Consider the following 16993-nt stretch of genomic DNA (forward strand, 5'->3'; position numbering starts at 1 on the left):
CTCCCCGAGACCGAGAAGGCGTTCCGCAAGGGTCAGCTCTCCGAGCAGCAGGCGATCGAGGTGGTCTCGGCCGCGGCGATGGACGTCACGACCCAGGAGATCGACCACATCACCGGGGTCAAGGAGGGCGGGCCGACCCAGCTGTACAACCTCGGTCTGCTCTGCCACTACCACCACCGGCTGAAAACCTTCCACGGCTACCGGCTGCTGCACTACAACTGGAGGTGGATCTGGCTCGGTCCCCACGACCCGCCCCCCGATGATGACTCCGACCAACTTGAGCTGACCACCTTCTTCGGCATGAAAGAGTTCGACCTGATGGGCATGGGGTAGCCGGCAGCGACTCAAACCCAAGGCCCTCGGGCAGAATAGTGGGCATGGACCTTCCCGTTCTGCCTCCCGTCAAGCCCATGCTGGCCAAGTCGGTTCCCGAGATTCCCGCCGGGATGCTCTACGAACCGAAGTTCGACGGGTTCCGCTGCATTGTCTTCCGGGACGGTGACGAGGTGGAGCTCGGCAGCCGGAACGAGCGGCCGCTGACCCGGTACTTCCCCGACGTCGTCCAGGCGGTCAAGGACCACCTTCCGGAGAAGTGTGTGATCGACGGGGAGGTCGTGGTCGCCCAGGGGGGCGGGCTCGACTTCGAAGCCCTCCAGCAGCGCATCCACCCGGCAGCCTCCCGGGTCAACATGCTCGCCAAGGCCACCCCGGCGGGGTTCATCGCCTTCGATCTTCTTGCGCTAGGCGACGTCAACTACATGGACCGTCCGTTCACCGAGCGCCGGGCGGCGTTGGAGGAGGCTCTTGCCGGCTCGGGCGCCCCGATCTTTCTCACCCCGGCCACCGACTCCCAGGACCTGGCCCAGGACTGGTTCAAAGCCTTCGAAGGGGCCGGCCTGGACGGCGTGATCGCCAAACCGCCCACCATCCCCTACTCGCCCGACAAACGAATCATGTTCAAGATCAAGCACCAGCGGACGGCCGACTGCGTCGTGGCGGGGTTTCGGTGGCACAAGAGCGGGCCGGTCGTGGGGTCGCTGCTCCTGGGGTTGTACGACGACGAAGGCGACCTGCACCACGTCGGGGTCGCCGCCGCCTTCCCGATGGCGGAGCGCAAGCGCCTCCTGGACGACCTGGCCCCCTACCGGCAGGAGGCGGGGGAAGCCCACCCGTGGGGCGAGTGGGCCGACGTCGAGAACATTCCCGGAGGAGCGGGGAATCGGTGGAACGCCAAAAAGGACATGTCCTACGAGGCGCTGCGACCCGAATTGGTGGTCGAGGTCGGGTACGACCACATGGAGGGGTCCCGGTTCCGCCACGTCGCCCAGTTCAAACGCTGGCGTACCGATCGGACCCCGGAGTCGTGCACCTTCGAGCAGCTGGAGGTCCCGGCCACCTACAACCTGGCCGACATCTTCAAGCCCTAGCCCTACTTACCGATCAGGCCCAGGGCCTTCTTGCGGTTGGCCGCGTCGCCGAAGTACTTGACCGCCGCGCCGACCGCGCTCATCACTACCAGGCGGCCCAACTTGCGGCGCAGGAAGCCCCGCCGGCGCTTGGTTCGTTTTGCGGTTGCTACAGGTGCCGCCGGTTTGCTCTTCTTGGCCATGTTCCCTCAGTTCTGTTTGTTTGGGCTCATGGTACCCGGCTCCGCGCGGCACCGGTGGCACTATTGACCAATGCCCGGCCGGAGATTCGCCCTTTGCCTCCTGCTGGTCCTGTTCGTTCCAGCCTGCGGCGATTCGACCGATCCGGTGGTGTCAGAGGTGTCCCAGTCTCCCTCGCCGAGCCCCGAGCCGCGAGTAGTGGTCGCCGTCAAGGGCGACTGGGGGGCCGGCACCCCGGAGCAGGCTGCGGTCACCAACCGGATGTGCGAGACCCGCAAGGCCACCCCCTTCGACATAGTCGTAACCACCGGCGACAACTTCTACCGACCAGACGGAACCGCCACTCAGACCAACTACTTCGGGCCGGAGGCCTGCTTGACCTCACACCCGGGGCACCAGTGGCGTGCGGTGTGGGGTAACCACGATACAAGGGGCGCCTCCACCGGCACCGTCCTCGGCGCCGAGCACAACTACACCTGGACGGCCGGCCCGGCGCAGTTCTTCATGCTGGACTCCAACCGCGTGGCGGATCCGGAGCAGACCAACTGGCTGGATCGGGAGCTGGCCGCATCGCAGGCGCAGGTCAAGGTGGCCGTCTACCACCACCCCGGGCTGACGGCCGGCCTCCACGAGAACAGCCTGGCCGTCCAGCAGAGGTGGATGCCGCTGTTCGAGCAGCACGGCGTCGACCTGGTGCTTAACGGCCATAACCACGGCTACGAGCACTCGGTGCAAAACGGGGTCGACTACGTGGTGACCGGAGGGGGAGGGGCGACGATCTACCCGTGTGTCGACGACCAACCGTGGCTGATCACCTGTATCGCGGTCAACCACTTCCTGATCGTCGACGTAGAAGGGGAGAGGATCTCGGTCACGGCCCTGGGAACCGAAGGTCAGACGGTCGACAGTTTTACGACCTAGGCCGTGCAGCCCTGCCGGTTCTCGACCTCGGGCTCTTTGCCCACCCGGTAGTTGACGACCTTGGCGCCGTCGGACTCGAAGACCATCTTGTAGCCCTGGTCCTCCTCGTCCTTCGGCGATGCGGTCAGGTAGCGGTACGGGGGCCCGACGAACGCGCGGGGCGGCAGGGGGCTTCCGCCTCCGTACGCCTCGGTCACCGCAGACTCGGCGCTGCCGACCTTGATGCCCTTGTCGGTGGCGAAGTCGCCGCCGAGGATGTCGATTCGGGCCAGCTTGCCGTCCACGATCATGAACGCCAGGGGCGACTTGTTGCCGCTCTCCGGCGGAGGTGAATAACCGGGGATGGTCGACGGGCTGACGTACGCACAGTTCTTCTCGGCCACCGCCTGGTCGAAGTCCGGCTGCCGCGTGAGGTCAACCCCGGCCGCTGCGGCCACCTGGTCGAGGGTCATCCCTACAACCACCGGTCCGACGCTGGTCAGCTTGACCGGCGAGTTTGCGGTGAGGCCCTGTACCGGCGCAGCGCTGGTCGGCGTCTCGTCGGGGGTGTTGCCGCGGTTGCAGGCGCCTGCAACGAGCATCACGAGGATCGCCAGCGCCGCGGCCCTGACCCTGGTGGGCCGGCCGGCGTGCCGTATTCCGGACGCGCTCTGATACATCGATTCTGGCATTGGCACATGCTAACCCACCCCCGGACCGGGATGGGTCCTTTCCCTCGTGACCGAGGAGGCGCTACCCGACCTTGATGGTGCCTTCCATCCCGCGGTGGAGCGTGCAGACGAACTCCACGTCGTCGTCCGGCACGGTGAAGGTGGCGTTGGCCACGTCTCCGGCCGCCATCACGCCGGTGCTGACCGAGGGCTCGTCGATCGTCCAGTCGTGGGGCGTGTTGCCGGCGTTGGTGATCTCGACGGTGACCTCCTGCCCGGCCTTCAGGTTCAACGTCGACGGTTCGAAGAAGTTGTCGCCGGCTTCGATCTTCACGGCTTCGCCGGTTGCCTCGCCGCTCTTTACGTTGCCGGTCTTCTCGGGGCTGCCGGTGCACCCGGCGAGCAGCCCTGCGGCGAGCAGGCCGGCCGCCAGGAGCTTGGAAAGTCTGTGGGGAGGGGAAGTGGGGGAGAGCATTGGTTCCTTTCTCGATGTTGGGTTCAGGCTACGACGACCCGGCCGTCTTTGCGTTAAAGACGCACCCGCCGGATACTTTCTAGGCACCGGCCCAAAGTGCCACCATCCAAAACAACAAGGGGGACGTATGTCCGAAGAAGAGCAGGCACCTCAGGAGGAGGAGGAAGCACCTCCCGCATCGAGCGACAGCGACGCAGTCCAGGCCGCCCTTGCGGGCATCCCGGGACTTTCAGACAGCGTCGGCAACCGTCCGGCCGCCCGTACCGGCGCCGACACCATGAACGACATGATGAACGAGTCCGAGCCCGGGCAGGAGCCGATGACGTTCGGCACCCCCAAGAAGCCGGTTGAGGACAGCGAGGCGGTCCAGCAGGCCCTCAAGCAGCTTGGCCTTCAGTAGCGCCTCAAGCGATTAGCTGCCGCAGCACCATCTGCAGAATTCCGCCGTTCAGGTAGTAGTCGAGCTCTGCTTCGGCGTCGATCCTGACGGTTGCGGCAAAGGTGGTCTCCTCACCGTTCTCCGACCGGGCCAGTACGTCCACCTGCTGGCCCGGTCGAATGTCCGGACCGATGCCCAGGATCGTGAACTCCTCCCGGCCGGTCAACCCCAGCGAGGCGGCCGACGCTCCGTCTTCGAACTGCAGCGGCAGCACCCCCATGCCCACCAGGTTGCTGCGGTGGATCCGCTCGTAGCTCTCGGCGATGACCGCCTTGACCCCCAGCAGCGCGGTGCCCTTGGCGGCCCAGTCCCGTGAGCTGCCCGAGCCGTACTCCTTGCCCGCCAGGATCACCAGCGGCACGCCCTCGGCCGCGTAGGTGTTCGAGGCGTCGTAGATGCTCATCGGGGCGCCGTCCGGCAGGTGAACCGTGTGCGGCCCCTCGGTGCCGGGCGCCAGCTGGTTGCGCAGCCGGTTGTTGCCGAAGGTTCCCCGCAGCATCACCTCGTGGTTGCCCCGCCGTGAGCCGAAGCTGTTGAAGTCCGCCGGGGTGACCCCCTTGCTCCGCAGGTACTTGCCGGCCGGCGAGTTCAGCCAGATCGATCCTGCCGGGGAGATGTGGTCGGTGGTGATCGAGTCCCCCAGCACCGCCAGGGCCCGGGCGTCGACGATGTCGCCCGGCGGGGTGAACTCGGAGGTCAGGCCGACGAAGAACGGCGGCTCTTTGACGTATGTCGACTCGGGGTCCCACTCGTAGACGTCGCCCTCGGGGGCCGGCATCGAGCGCCAGTTCTCGTCGCCTTCGAAGATCGTGCCGTACTCATGCTCGAACTGGTCGGTCGAGATGGCTCTGGACATCACGTGTTGGACCTCGTCCGCGTCCGGCCAGATTTCCTCCAGGTAGACACCCTCTCCGGTCTCGTCCCAGCCGATCGGATCGAGCGACAGGTCGACCTGGACCGTCCCGGCCAGCGCGTAGGCGACGCAGAGCGGCGGAGACGCCAGGTAGCTGGCCTTGACCTGCGAGTGGATGCGGCCCTCGAAGTTGCGGTTGCCCGACAGGACGGCCACCACGGCGAGGTTGCCGTCGTCGACCGCCCTGGCGATGTCCTCCGGCAGGGGGCCGGAGTTGCCGATGCAGGTGGTGCACCCGTACCCGACCAGGTTGAACCCGAGCTGCTCAAGGTACGGGGTGAGCCCGGCGCGGTCCAGGTAGTCGGTGACCACCCGGGATCCCGGGGCCAGCGAGGTCTTGACCCACGGCTTGGTCTCCAGCCCTGCCTCGACCGCCTTCTTGGCCAGCAGGCCGGCGGCGATCATCACCGAGGGGTTGGAGGTGTTCGTGCAGGAGGTGATCGCCGAGATCACCACGCTGCCGTTGTGCACGTCGGCCGCCGGGCCGGTCAGGGGGGCCTCCGCCTCGGCCGTCAGGTCGACGCCCTCGGCCCGGCCGCCCTCGGTAGCCAGGCGGCTCAGGTCCCGCTGGGGGACCCCGTTGGATTTGTCGTTGAGGAATGCCTCTTTGAACGAACCCCAGACGCCGGAGAGGCTGACCCGGTCCTGCGGCCTCTTCGGACCGGCAAGGCTCGGCTCGACCGCCGACAGGTCCAGGTCGAGGATCTCGGTGAAGGCGGGGGCCGGGTCGGAGTCCTCCCGGAACAGGCCCTGGGCGGTGCAGTAGCGTTGGGCGAGGTCGGCGGCGTCGCGCCGGTCGGTCTCCCGCATGTAGGTGAGTGTGTTGGCGTCGACCGGGAAAAGGGTCGAAGTGGCCCCGAACTCCGGGGTCATGTTGCTGATGGTCGCCCGGTCGGCCACGGTCAGGCTGCTGAGGCCGGCGCCGAAGAACTCCAGGAACCTGCCGACCACCCCGTGCTTGCGCAGCATCTGGGTGAGTGTGAGCACCAGGTCGGTGGCGGTCGTCCCCGGCGGCAGGGCGCCGGTGGTGCGGATGCCCACCACCAGCGGGTGGGTCAGGAACATCGGCTGGCCGAGCATGGCGGCCTCGGCCTCGATGCCGCCGACGCCCCAGCCCAGGACCCCCAGGCCGTTGACCATCGTGGTGTGGGAGTCGGTGCCGACCAGGGTGTCGGGAAAGGCCAGGCCGTCCCGTTCGATGACCACCCGGCTCAGGTATTCGAGGTTGACCTGGTGGCAGATGCCCATGCCGGGCGGGACGACGCGGAAGTCCTTGAACGCCTGCTGGCCCCAGTTGAGCAGCGAGTAGCGCTCCCGGTTTCGGCTGTACTCGAAGGCGATGTTCGCCGAGTAGGAGTCCTCGGTGCCGAAGCGGTCGACCTGGACCGAGTGGTCGATGACCAGGTCGACGGGGACGAACGGGTTGACGGAGGTGGGGTCGCCCCCCGCCCGCGCGACGGCGCTGCGGAGAGCGGCCAGGTCGACCACTGCGGGGACGCCGGTGAAGTCCTGCATGAGCACCCGGGCCGGCATGTAGGCGAGGCGGGCGCCGGGGCTCTCATCGGGCCAGGCGGCCAGCGCCATCACGTCGGACTCGGAGACGTCACGGGTCCCGGCGCGCCGGAGCAGGTTCTCCAGAAGGATCTTCACGGTGTGCGGCAGCGCGGCCGGGTCCACCCCCGCCCGGGCGGCCAGGCGGGGGAGGCTGTAGATACCGACGGTCCCCCCGGCGGTCTGAAGGTCCTGAAGGGTGTCGAGAGGGTCGTTGGGCATGGGTTCCTTTTCCTCGTGGATCTCTTCAAAAGTAACCGATGGGCCCCGGGCCCCGGCAGTTGAAGAAATTTGCCGGGAGGTGGTATCGGTCCGCAGGCGGTATGCGATTACCGCTCGGAATCAAGCGCTTGCCGGTCCTCGTCGAAGAAATCTGGAGAAGGAGCACAACATGTTCAGTGGATTCCTGGGGGGAATCATCGGAAAGATCCTGGTCACCGTCATGGCGGCGGCCGGGCTGGCGACCGGCGTGGCAACCAGCGGCATTCTTCCCACCGGCGGGACCGAGACCACGGTTACCTCAGGGCTGGGCACCGCCACCGCCACCGCGTCGGCATCGGCCGGGGGCGCGGCTCAGGCTTCGGCAGCGTTCATCCCCAGCATCCCCGACATTCCCGAGATCCCGGTGGCCCTCCCGGACACCGACGCAGCCTTCCAGGCCGCCCAGGCGGCCCTCGCCCGGGCCGAGCAGGCCCAGGCGGCGGCCCTGGCAGCAGCCGCCAAGGCGAAGGAGTGCGCAGCCGGCATCCAGGCCCGGGTCGACTCGGTGGTCGCCGCGGCCTCCGGCGTGACCGACCCGGCAGCCGCCCAGGCCCTGGTGGCCCAGGCACGGGCCATCGCCGGCGACGCCCGGCAGTGCGCCGGCCTCGCGAAGCAGACCACGCAGGAAGGTCTCGGCCTGATCAAGCAGGTGACCGACGAGGTCAAAGCGCTCGACCCGACCGGAGTTGCCGGAACCGGGGTCGACGCCGCCCTCGAGGCAGTCGGGGTTGCCGAGCAGGCGGCCGGCATCGCCATGGGCGTCGCCGACCAGGCGATGGGCATGGCGAACGGCGCAGTCGACATGGCGATGGGAATGGTCACCTCGATCATGGGCACCGTCCCGGTCGCCGGCGGCGGAGGGATCCCCGGCCTCCCCGGCGGCATCCCCGGGCTGCCCGCAGGATCACTCCCCGCCGGCGGCGGAACGGCACCGCCGGCCGGCGGGGGTGGGTTCTTCGGCTTCGACTTCGGCCAGTTCTTCCCGTTCTAAAGATGTAGCGGCAACCATGGACAAAGGGTCCCCCGGGCGGCTTGAAGCCCCGCCCAGGGGGCCCTTTGTGTTTGTCCGGACGCTCATCCGAGAAGCCGTTTTGCGCAAAGCCTTACCGGGTAGAGACGCGAACCGGCAGTTGAACGCACAGCCGCCATCGCCCCGACCGGCGCACAAGGCCTCGACCTCGGGAGGAACAAATGTCCCCAGACTCTGATCTTCAACGCCCCGGACAGGGTGCCAAAGCCACCGCGACAAATGGATCCACAAAGTCCAACGGAAGCGCCGCAAAGGCTTCCAAGACGAAATCGAAGGCGGCGGACTCTAAGAATTCAGACGCCAAGGCGGTCGCCAACTCAGGCGGTTCGGCTCCCGGGCTCAAGGCCGACGCCCTGGGCGGCCCGGCCACCTGGATCGAAGCACCGCCCGGGATGCCCCGCTCGGCCGAGAACATCTCGATGACCGACCGGCGAATCGCCCGGGGTCTCGGGTGGTTCAGCCTCGGCCTGGGCATTCCGCAGGTCCTGGTTCCGGGCCGTGTCGCGAAGCTCGCCGGGCTGGAGAACACCCTGTTCAAGCGCCAGGTCATGCGCCTGACGGGCCTTCGGGAGATCACGGCCGGGGTGGGGATCTTCGCCTCGCAGCCCAAGCCCGCAGAGTGGCTGTGGGCCCGCACCGCGGGCGACGCGCTCGACCTCGTGATGCTGCAGTCCGCCTTCAAGAACCCCTCCAACCGCAAGGGCAGGCTGGTGTTCGCCACGGCCAACGTGCTGGGCGTCACGGCGGCCGACGTCGTCCAGGCTCGCAAGCACTCGGAGGCGCTCAAGGCGTCGGGCGAGGAGATGGCCCTCAAAGGCCGCACCTCGATCACCGTGAACCGTCCCCGTGAGGAGGTCTACAGCTTCTGGAAGGACTTCCAGAACCTACCGAAGTTCATGTTCCACCTGGAGTCGGTCACGCCGAAGGGCGAGGACCGGTACCACTGGGTGGCCAAAGCGCCCCTCGGCCGACAGGTCGAGTGGGATGCCGATGTCGTGGACGACGTCCCCAACGAGATGATCGCCTGGCGGTCGACCGAGGACGCCGACGTGCCGAACTCCGGCTCGGTGAAGTTCGTCGAAGCCCCCGGCGGCCGCGGGACCGAGGTCATTGTCGAGATCGACTACCAGCCGCCCGGTGGGGCGATCGGCGACACCATCGCCCGGATGTTCGGCGAGGAGCCGCAGCAGCAGATGAAGGACGACCTGCGGCGGTTCAAGCAGGTTATGGAGACGGGCGAGGTGGTCCGGTCCGACGGATGCCCCGACGGCACCGCCTCGATGAACCAGAGAATGCCGCGCCCGGCGCAGCCGCTCCCCTAATCACGAGAAAGGACCACTTCGATGAAGGCCAACGTCTGGGTACGCCCGAACAAGGTCGAGGTGCAGGAAGTCCCCGACCCGAAGATCCTGAACGCCCGCGACGCCATTGTGAAGATCAGCTCGACCGCAATCTGCGGCTCCGACCTGCACCTGCTGGGCGGCTATATCCCCGCGATGAAGAAGGGCGACGTCCTGGGCCACGAGTTCATGGGCGAGGTTGTCGAGCTGGGTTCCGAGGTGAAAAAGCTCAAGGTCGGCGACCGGGTGGTGGTTCCGTTCCCCATCGCCTGCGGGGCCTGCAACGCATGCGAAGCAGAGCTTTATTCGCTGTGCGAGAACTCCAACCCCAACGCCGGGCTGGCCGAGAAGCTGCTCGGGTACCCGACGGCCGGCGTGTTCGGGTACTCGCACATGACCGGCGGGTTTGCCGGCGGCCAGGCCGAGTACGCCCGGGTCCCGTTTGCCGACGTCGGCCCGATCAAGATCGAAAACACCGACCTGCCGGACGAGAAGGTCCTGTTCCTCTCAGACATCTTTCCCACCGGGTACATGGGCGCCGAGATGTGCGACATCAAGCCCGGCCAGGTGATCGCAGTGTGGGGCGCCGGTCCGGTGGGCCAGCTTTCGGCGGCGAGCGCGTTCCTGCTGGGGGCCGAGCGAGTCATAGTCATCGACCGGTTCGGTTACCGCCTGAAGATGGTGGCCGAGAATACCGGCGCCGAGACGATCAACTACGAGGAGATCGGAAACGTCCGGGAAGCCCTCAAGGAGCTGACCGGCGGCCGGGGCCCGGACGCCTGCATCGACGCCGTCGGGCTGGAGGCGCACCACCACTCCCTGCCGGTCTACACCTACGACAAGGCGAAGCAGATGGCCCGGACCGAAAGCGACCGCCCCTACGCCCTGCGCCAGGCGATCCTGTCGTGCCGCAGCGGGGGCACGGTGTCGGTGGTCGGCGTCTACGGCGGGTTCGTCGACAAGTTCCCGATGGGCGCCATCATGAACCGGTCGCTGACGATAAGGGCGGGGCAGTGCCACGTTCACAAGTACCTCAAGCCGCTGCTGAAGCAGATCGAGGACGGCAGGATCGACCCGAGCTTCATCGTCACCCACACGATGGATCTGGCCGATGCGCCGAAGGGCTACAACACCTTCAAGCACAAGGAGGACGACTGCGTGAAGGTGGTCCTGAAGGCGAACTTCAGCTCGAACTAGCGGGAAGCCGCTACCGGCCCCTTCGGGCGCCCCCCATAAACGAGCTCATCATCTGGTTGGCGAAGTCCATCCCCCAGCTGGCCCACGCGGTCGGGTCGGTCACGTTGGCCGGCGGCGGCGGAGCGACGGTCGGGGCCCCGGTTGAGGCGGGCGGCGGGACGGGAGTGTTCAGCGTCTCCTGAAGCCCGAGCGAGCTGTTGATCAGGCCGGCCGCCAGGGTGCCCACGTTGTCGACTATCGACCGGCTCATGTCCAGCGCCCGGGTCGCCGAGGTGCCTGCGGTGCGGGCGGCGTTGTTGGCGGCGTCGATCGCCGCAAGGACCTGGTTGCTGGCCACCGACTCCGCCGTCGAAGCCTCCTGGGCCAGGCGGGTCGCTTCGCCGGCGTGGGTGACGCCTGCCTGCCCGAGGGCGGTCGCCTGGTCGGCGCACGCCTTCACGCCCCCGCCCAGGTTCCCGGCCTGGGTGACCAGGGCCTGGGCTTGCGCCGGGCTGGTGGCCGAGAGGATCCCGTCGACCAGCGTCGAGACCTGGGCCATAGACTGCTCGATGCACCGCGCCGACGTCGCTGCCGCCTCCTGGGCCGCCTTCTGCGCCTGCTCCGCCTCCTGGACCGCCTTCTCGGCCGACGCCAGGGCCGCCTGCTGGGCGGCGAGGCTTCCTTCGGTCACGTTCATTCCGCCGGAGTTGGCCGGCTCGGAGACGCTCACCGAGGTGTCGGGCATGGGCACGTCGATTCCGACGCTGGCTGCCGCGTTGGAGACCGCCGACTGGATCGAGTCGGGGAGGACGCCGGCTGCGGCCAGGCCCCCCGTAGCTGAAACCAGGAACAGCGCGGCGACCACGGCCCACACCGCGGTGGCGCCCGAGAGGTGGGCGTAGCCAGAGCGGCGCATGGTCTCGAGGAAATTTGTGAACGGCTCCATCGCCGACCGGAACCCCGCCGGAGCGGCGCCCGGGGAGGCCTTCGGCCGGCTGCGGTTGGCCTGCTGGATCGCGGCCAGGTGCCGGGACTCGGAGGCCGGAGGGATCGGGCTGACGAAGGCGGAGTTGACCTGGGAGAGAATGCGCTTCAGCTGGGCAGCCTCCGGATCGGAAGCCCCCTGCCCCGCTATCACCTTGTCGAAGTCGCTGTCGGAAATATTCACGCCCACCTCACCCTATGGCCGGTAAACGGTTTGGCTGCTCGATTTGATACCCCTGCGCGGGAAGCTCTCGTTTGATTGCTCCGAGGCCCCGCCGCTGGAGGGCTTTGACCGCGGAAAGGGGCTTGCCGATGGTCCTGGAAACCTCCTCGAGGGTCAGGCCGCCGATCATCCGCAGGTACAGGACGGTGCGCTGGTCCGGGGTGAGCTGGGCGAACATCTCACGCACCTTGCGGTCGGCCAGGTTGCGCAGCGCCTGGTCCTCGACGTTGTTCGGGTGGACCAGGTTCCGGCCGGCGTCCGGGACGATGTCCTCCGGCCGGCGCTTGCGCAGCCGCACGTCGTCGACGAGCTTGTTGTGGGCGATCGAGAAGATCCAGGAGCGAAACGACGTTCCGTTGCCGGTGAAGCGGTCGATGCCCTTGACCGCCTGGATGAACACCTCGCCCACCAGGTCCTCGGGCTCCCGGGCGCCCTGGGCACGCAGGTAACCGGTAAGGGTCGGGGCGAGCGCCTTGTAGAGCGCGGTCCAGCCCCAGTCGGCGCCGTTTTTGGCTGCGGCTACCGCACTATCCAAACCCTGCCCGTCGATCAAATGGAGCGCCCCTCCGCCCGGCTTGAAACAACCACAGTCCGGCTGTCCCATAGCTATCGGCAGCAAAGCGGCTTAGGTTAAGAAGGAATACGGGTCGATCGAGTGCGGCCGCCGAATTAGGTCACAAACTGTCACCGTTCCGAGGCAAACTGGACATATGGCGAGCCGCAGCGCGATCTCTCTGTTTTCCGAGACCACCCGAAGCTGGTTCAACTCCAGCTTCTCCGAGCCCACGGCCGCGCAGGAGGGGACCTGGGCCTCCGTCGCCAAGGGCAGGGACACCCTGGTGGTGGCCCCCACCGGGTCGGGCAAGACACTGGCGGCGTTCCTCTGGGCGCTCGACCGCATCGCCACCTCGCCGGAACCACCGGCCAAGGAGCGCCTGAGGGTCCTTTACGTCTCGCCGCTGAAGGCCTTGGCGGTCGATGTCGAGCGCAACCTCAACTCGCCGGTCAACGGCATCGCCCGGGCGGCCGAACGGCTGGGCCTGCCGGTGCCCCGGATCACCTTCGGAATCCGGACCGGCGACACCCCGCAGGAGCAGCGGCGCAAGTTCCCCTCGAACCCGCCGGACATCCTGATCACCACACCGGAGTCGCTGTTCCTGCTCCTGACCTCGCAGGCCCGGGACGCCCTGAAGTTCATCGACACGGTGATCGTCGACGAGGTCCACGCGGTCGCCGCCACCAAGCGGGGCGCCCACCTGGCGCTCAGCCTGGAGCGGCTGGACGCCCTGCTCACCGAGCCGGCGCAGAGGATCGGGCTGTCGGCCACGGTGCGGCCGCTGGCCGAGGTCGCCAAGTTCCTGGGAGGCACCCGGGAGGTTCACATCGTGAACCCGCCGTCGAACAAGCAGTTCGACCTGTCGGTGGTCGTCCCCATCGAGGACATGGGCGAGCTGGGAGAGGAGATCAACGAGATCGCCGAGGGCTCGGCGGTCCGGGACCCGGACCACAAGACGATCTGGCCCTCGATCGAAGCCCGGCTGGTCGAGCTGATCCAGGCCCACCACTCCACGATCGTGTTCGTCAACAGCCGGCGCCTCTCCGAGCGGGTCTGCGCCCAGCTGAACGAGCTGGCCGGCGAGCAGATCGCCCGGGCGCACCACGGCTCGGTGTCGAAGGAGCAGCGCAAGCTCATCGAGGAGGACCTCAAGATGGGCGTCCTCAAGGCGGTTGTCGCCACCTCGTCGCTCGAGCTGGGCATCGACATGGGGGCGGTGGACCTCGTGCTGCAGGTCGAGGCCCCCACCAGCGTCTCCTCCGGCCTGCAGCGGGTCGGCCGGGCCGGCCACCAGGTCGGCGCAGTCAGCCGGGGCGTGATCCTGCCGAAGTGGCGGGGCGACCTGGTCGAGTCCGCGGTGGTCGTGGAGCGGATGAAGACCGGCGAGATAGAGGCCCTGCGCTACCCCCGCAACCCGCTGGACGTGCTGGCGCAGCACATCGTGTCGATGGTGGCGATGGAGGACTGGGCGCTGGAGGAGGCCGAGGCGCTGGTGCGGCGGGCGGCGCCGTTCGAGGGACTGCCCACGAGCGCCCTGGTCGGGGTGCTGGACATGCTGAGCGGCCTGTACCCGAGCGACGAGTTCGCCGAGCTGCGGCCCCGGATCAACTGGGACCGGTTCACCGGCGTGCTGTCGGCACGGGGAAACGCCCGGCTGCTGGCGGTGACCAGCGGCGGGACCATCCCGGACCGGGGGCTCTTCGGCGTCTACCTGGCCGGCGGAGAGGGCAACAAGCGGGTCGGAGAGCTGGACGAGGAGATGGTGTACGAGTCCCGCCACGGCGACGTCTTCACCCTGGGCGCGTCGAACTGGCGGATCGAGCAGATCACGCACGACCGGGTGCTGGTCACCCCGGCGCCGGGGGCCCCGGCCAAGATGCCGTTCTGGCACGGCGACGCCCTGGGACGGCCGGTCGAGCTGGGCCGGGCTTTGGGCAAGTTCATGCGGGAGGTGGGGCATGCCCCGGCAGGGGAGGCGTACGCCCGACTTCGGGCCGGGGGATTGGACGACTTCGCCGCCAACAACCTGATCAAGTACCTGGCCGAGCAGATCGAGGCCACCGGGCACCTGCCGACGGACCGGACGATCGTCGTCGAGCGATTCCGGGACGAGCTGGGCGACTGGCGCCTGTGTGTCCACTCCCCGTTCGGCGCCCGGGTCCACGCCCCGTGGGCGCTGGCCATCGAGAACCAGATCCGGAGCCGTCTCGGCGTGGAGGTGCAGACCATGCACACCGACGACGGGATCGTCGTCCGGCTGCCGGAAGCCGACGACGCCCCCGCCCTGGAGTCCATCCTGTTCGAGCCGGACGACATCGAGGCCCTGGTCACCGCCGAGGTCGGCGGGTCCGCGATGTTCGCGAGCCGCTTCCGGGAGTGCGCCGCCCGGGCGCTGCTGCTGCCCAAGCGCCGGCCGGGCAAGCGAACCCCCCTATGGCAGCAGCGGCAGAAGAGCGCCAACCTTCTGCAGGTGGCTTCGGGCTACGGGTCGTTCCCCATAGTCCTGGAGACCATGCGGGAGTGCCTGCAGGACGTCTTCGACCTGCCCGGCCTGACCCAGCTGATGACCGACATCCGCTCGGCCAAGGTTCGCACGGTCCAGGTGGACACCGAGCACGCGTCGCCCTTCGCCAGCTCGCTGCTGTTCGGCTACATCGGCGCCTTCATCTACGACGGCGACGCGCCGCTGGCCGAACGCCGGGCGCAGGCCCTGTCGCTCGACACCGCCCTGCTGGCCGAGCTGCTGGGGTCGTCGGAGCTGCGGGAGCTGATCGACCCGGAGGCGCTGGCCGAGATCGAGCTGGAGCTGCAGCGCCTGGCCGACACCCGCAAGATACGAAACGCCGACGAAACCCACGACGCCCTGCGGATGCTGGGCGACCTGTCGGAGCAGGAGCTTTACGACCGGGGGGCCCGGTCCGAGTGGCTGGCCGAGCTCCAGGAGAGCCGCCGGGCGCTGATGCTGCGGATCGCCGGGGAGATGCGCTGGGTGGCCATCGAGGACGCCGGCCGGTTCCGGGACGCCCTGGGGACCGCGCTGCCGATGGGAATCCCCGACGCCTTCCTGAAGCCGGTGAACGACCCGATGGGCGACCTGATCGGGCGCTACGCCCGGTCGCACGGCCCGTTCCAGGCGCCCGACCCGGCGGCCCGGTTCGGCCTGGGCACCGCAGTGGTCACCGAGACGCTCAACCGGCTCGAGTCCAAGGGGCGCATGGTTCGCGGCGAGTTCCGGCCGGGCGGCGCGGGGACCGAGTGGTGCGACGCCGAGGTCCTCAGGTCCATCCGCCGGCGGTCGCTGGCCAAGCTGCGAAAGGAGGTCGAGGCGGCTTCGCCCGAGGTGCTGGGCCGCTTCCTGCCGGTCTGGCACGGCATCGGTGAGGTGAGGACGCTGGGCGGCCTGAACGGGCTGATCCGGGCCATCGAGCAGATCCAGGGGGCCGCGGTGCCGGCCAGTGCGCTGGAGCGCCTGGTGCTGCCGGCCCGGGTCCCCAACTACAACGCTTCGATGCTCGACGAGCTGACCTCCGCCGGGGAGGTCCTGTGGGCCGGGGCCGGGGCGATCGGAAGCGACGACGGCTGGGTGAGCCTCTACCTGCCCGGCCACGCCGAGCTGCTTATGCCGGCACCGGCGATCGAAGACTTGTCGGAGGAGGCCCACCGGGTCCTCGAGGCCCTGTCCGGGGGCGGCGCCATGTTCTTCCGACAGCTAACCGGAGCATCCGGCATCGCCAGCGACACGGTCCTGCTCGACGCCCTGTGGGAGCTTGCCTGGGCCGGGCTGGCAACCAACGACACGATTGCCCCCCTGAGGGCCCTCAAGGGGGTCGGACGGAGCACCCCGTCGCTGCGCCCGGGGCGCCGCCTGAGAAGGGGCCCGGCCCTGCCGGTGCGCCAAGGGCCGCCCTCGGGCGTCGGGAGGTGGAGCCTGTTGCCGGAGCGGTCGCACGACCCCACCCGCCGGATGAGCGCCCTGGCCGACCAGCTGCTGGACCGCCACGGGGTGCTGACCCGCGGGGCGGTGGTGTCCGAGTCGATTCCGGGCAACTTCTCAGCCGTCTACCCGGTCCTGAAGGCGATGGAGGAGGCCGGCCACTGTCGCCGTGGCTACTTCGTGGAGAAGCTCGGCGCCGCCCAGTTCGCCATGCCGGGCGCGGTGGACCGGATGCGGTCGCTGGTCGCAGGGAACGCCGAGCCCACCGGCGCCATCGTCCTGGCCGCCACCGACCCTGCAAATCCGTTCGGAGCGGCGCTGCCCTGGCCGGACCGTCCCGCTGCCGGTGACGCTCCCACCAAGGGCCACCGCCCCGGCCGCAAAGCAGGCGCCCTCGTCGTGATGGTAGAGGGGTCGCTGGTTCTTTACGTGGAGAAGGGCGGCCGCACTGTGTTGACCTACAGCGCCGAGCCCACCGTGCTCCAGCCGGCGGTCGACGCGCTGGCCCTGGCCGTCCGCCAGGGTGCGCTCGGGAAGCTGGCGGTCGAGAAGGCCGACGGGGCGGCCGTCGAGGACAGCCCGGTCGCCCGGGCGATGGAGGAAGCCGGGTTCAGGCACACCCCGAAGGGGCTGCGGCTGAGGGCCTGATTAACGGGGGAGCCGGAACCGCATACTCGTCGGGCGCCGACCTCCTGAACCCGCAGCAGTTGCCGGATCAGGTTGGGTCCGCCGACCACAGTCACAGCTCGGTTGGAACTCTGAGTTTCCGGCGCACCAGTCGGGCCCTCGGCCAAGTCGAAGGTTGTGTGTCCCGGCAACCAGTTTCCCCAAAATTGCAGCTCCCATCGGCCTTTGAGTCGCAAAAAAATTTCCGGATTTCCGGGAATAAGAGGCCCTCCCCAAGCCGTTATTTATGGCGGATTTTTCGGAACA

Annotated in this window: 14 protein-coding genes; 8 read left to right on the forward strand and 6 right to left on the reverse strand. The window is 68.4% G+C overall.

All coding sequences use genetic code 11. From position 1 onward, the window contains the following. The coding region (locus VFV09_14445; protein HEU4868909.1) for an HNH endonuclease signature motif containing protein at nucleotides 1-333 on the forward strand (333 nt) is incomplete at its 5' end. 44 nt (nucleotides 334-377) lie between these two features. After that, nucleotides 378-1427, forward strand: coding sequence for an ATP-dependent DNA ligase (locus VFV09_14450; protein HEU4868910.1), 1050 nt, complete (start codon nucleotides 378-380; stop codon nucleotides 1425-1427). A gap of 2 nt (nucleotides 1428-1429) precedes the next feature. Here VFV09_14450 and VFV09_14455 read toward each other — a convergent pair whose 3' ends face one another. Beyond that, on the reverse strand, nucleotides 1430-1609 hold the full coding sequence (locus tag VFV09_14455; protein HEU4868911.1) for a hypothetical protein: 180 nt from the start codon (nucleotides 1607-1609) through the stop codon (nucleotides 1430-1432). A gap of 70 nt (nucleotides 1610-1679) precedes the next feature. On the opposite strand from VFV09_14455, the gene VFV09_14460 reads away from it, so the two are divergent. Continuing rightward, nucleotides 1680-2528 (forward strand): metallophosphoesterase, encoded by an 849-nt coding sequence (locus VFV09_14460; GenBank protein ID HEU4868912.1) that lies wholly within the window; start codon nucleotides 1680-1682, stop codon nucleotides 2526-2528. On the opposite strand, the gene VFV09_14465 is transcribed toward VFV09_14460, so the two are convergent. Together VFV09_14465 and VFV09_14470 are read right to left on the reverse strand one after the other, a co-directional pair. Next, on the reverse strand, nucleotides 2525-3199 hold the full coding sequence (locus VFV09_14465) for a hypothetical protein (protein ID HEU4868913.1): 675 nt from the start codon (nucleotides 3197-3199) through the stop codon (nucleotides 2525-2527). The two genes, VFV09_14460 and VFV09_14465, sit on opposite strands and share 4 nt — an antisense overlap. Nucleotides 3200-3260: 61 nt before the next feature. After that, on the reverse strand, nucleotides 3261-3653 hold the full coding sequence (locus VFV09_14470) for a cupredoxin domain-containing protein (GenBank protein ID HEU4868914.1): 393 nt from the start codon (nucleotides 3651-3653) through the stop codon (nucleotides 3261-3263). 127 nt (nucleotides 3654-3780) lie between these two features. Between VFV09_14470 and VFV09_14475 the strand changes: the two genes are divergently transcribed. Beyond that, nucleotides 3781-4053, forward strand: coding sequence for a hypothetical protein (locus VFV09_14475; GenBank protein HEU4868915.1), 273 nt, complete (start codon nucleotides 3781-3783; stop codon nucleotides 4051-4053). 4 nt (nucleotides 4054-4057) lie between these two features. Here the strand turns inward: VFV09_14475 and acnA are convergent, their stop codons facing one another. Continuing rightward, the gene (gene acnA / locus VFV09_14480) at nucleotides 4058-6778 is read right to left on the reverse strand and encodes an aconitate hydratase AcnA (protein ID HEU4868916.1); all 2721 of its coding nucleotides are present in this window, start codon (nucleotides 6776-6778) and stop codon (nucleotides 4058-4060) included. Nucleotides 6779-6947: 169 nt separating this feature from the next. Here acnA and VFV09_14485 point away from each other — a divergent pair, with 169 nt between their 5' ends. The 3 genes from VFV09_14485 to VFV09_14495 all read left to right on the forward strand — a co-directional run bounded on the left by VFV09_14485 (nucleotide 6948) and on the right by VFV09_14495 (nucleotide 10384). After that, nucleotides 6948-7808 carry a hypothetical protein gene (locus VFV09_14485; protein ID HEU4868917.1) on the forward strand — a complete coding sequence of 287 codons (861 nt, stop codon included), beginning with the start codon at nucleotides 6948-6950 and terminating at the stop codon, nucleotides 7806-7808. Nucleotides 7809-8008: 200 nt separating this feature from the next. Continuing rightward, entirely contained in the window at nucleotides 8009-9169 is a 1161-nt protein-coding gene (locus tag VFV09_14490) for an SRPBCC family protein (protein ID HEU4868918.1), read from the forward strand. A gap of 21 nt (nucleotides 9170-9190) precedes the next feature. Further along, nucleotides 9191-10384 carry a zinc-dependent alcohol dehydrogenase gene (locus VFV09_14495; protein ID HEU4868919.1) on the forward strand — a complete coding sequence of 398 codons (1194 nt, stop codon included), beginning with the start codon at nucleotides 9191-9193 and terminating at the stop codon, nucleotides 10382-10384. Between the two features lie 10 nt (nucleotides 10385-10394). Here the strand turns inward: VFV09_14495 and VFV09_14500 are convergent, their stop codons facing one another. Together VFV09_14500 and VFV09_14505 are read right to left on the reverse strand one after the other, a co-directional pair. Then, nucleotides 10395-11531: a hypothetical protein gene (locus VFV09_14500; protein ID HEU4868920.1), complete on the reverse strand. Its 1137-nt coding sequence runs from the start codon at nucleotides 11529-11531 to the stop codon at nucleotides 10395-10397. 7 nt (nucleotides 11532-11538) lie between these two features. Beyond that, nucleotides 11539-12123 (reverse strand): RNA polymerase sigma factor, encoded by a 585-nt coding sequence (locus VFV09_14505; GenBank protein HEU4868921.1) that lies wholly within the window; start codon nucleotides 12121-12123, stop codon nucleotides 11539-11541. A gap of 157 nt (nucleotides 12124-12280) precedes the next feature. Between VFV09_14505 and VFV09_14510 the strand changes: the two genes are divergently transcribed. Continuing rightward, on the forward strand, nucleotides 12281-16708 hold the full coding sequence (locus VFV09_14510; protein ID HEU4868922.1) for a DEAD/DEAH box helicase: 4428 nt from the start codon (nucleotides 12281-12283) through the stop codon (nucleotides 16706-16708). Nucleotides 16709-16993 lie beyond the last annotated feature (285 nt).

The sequence above is a fragment of the Actinomycetota bacterium genome (assembly GCA_035759705.1).
Lineage (GTDB): Bacteria > Actinomycetota > CADDZG01 > JAHWKV01 > JAHWKV01 > JAJCYE01.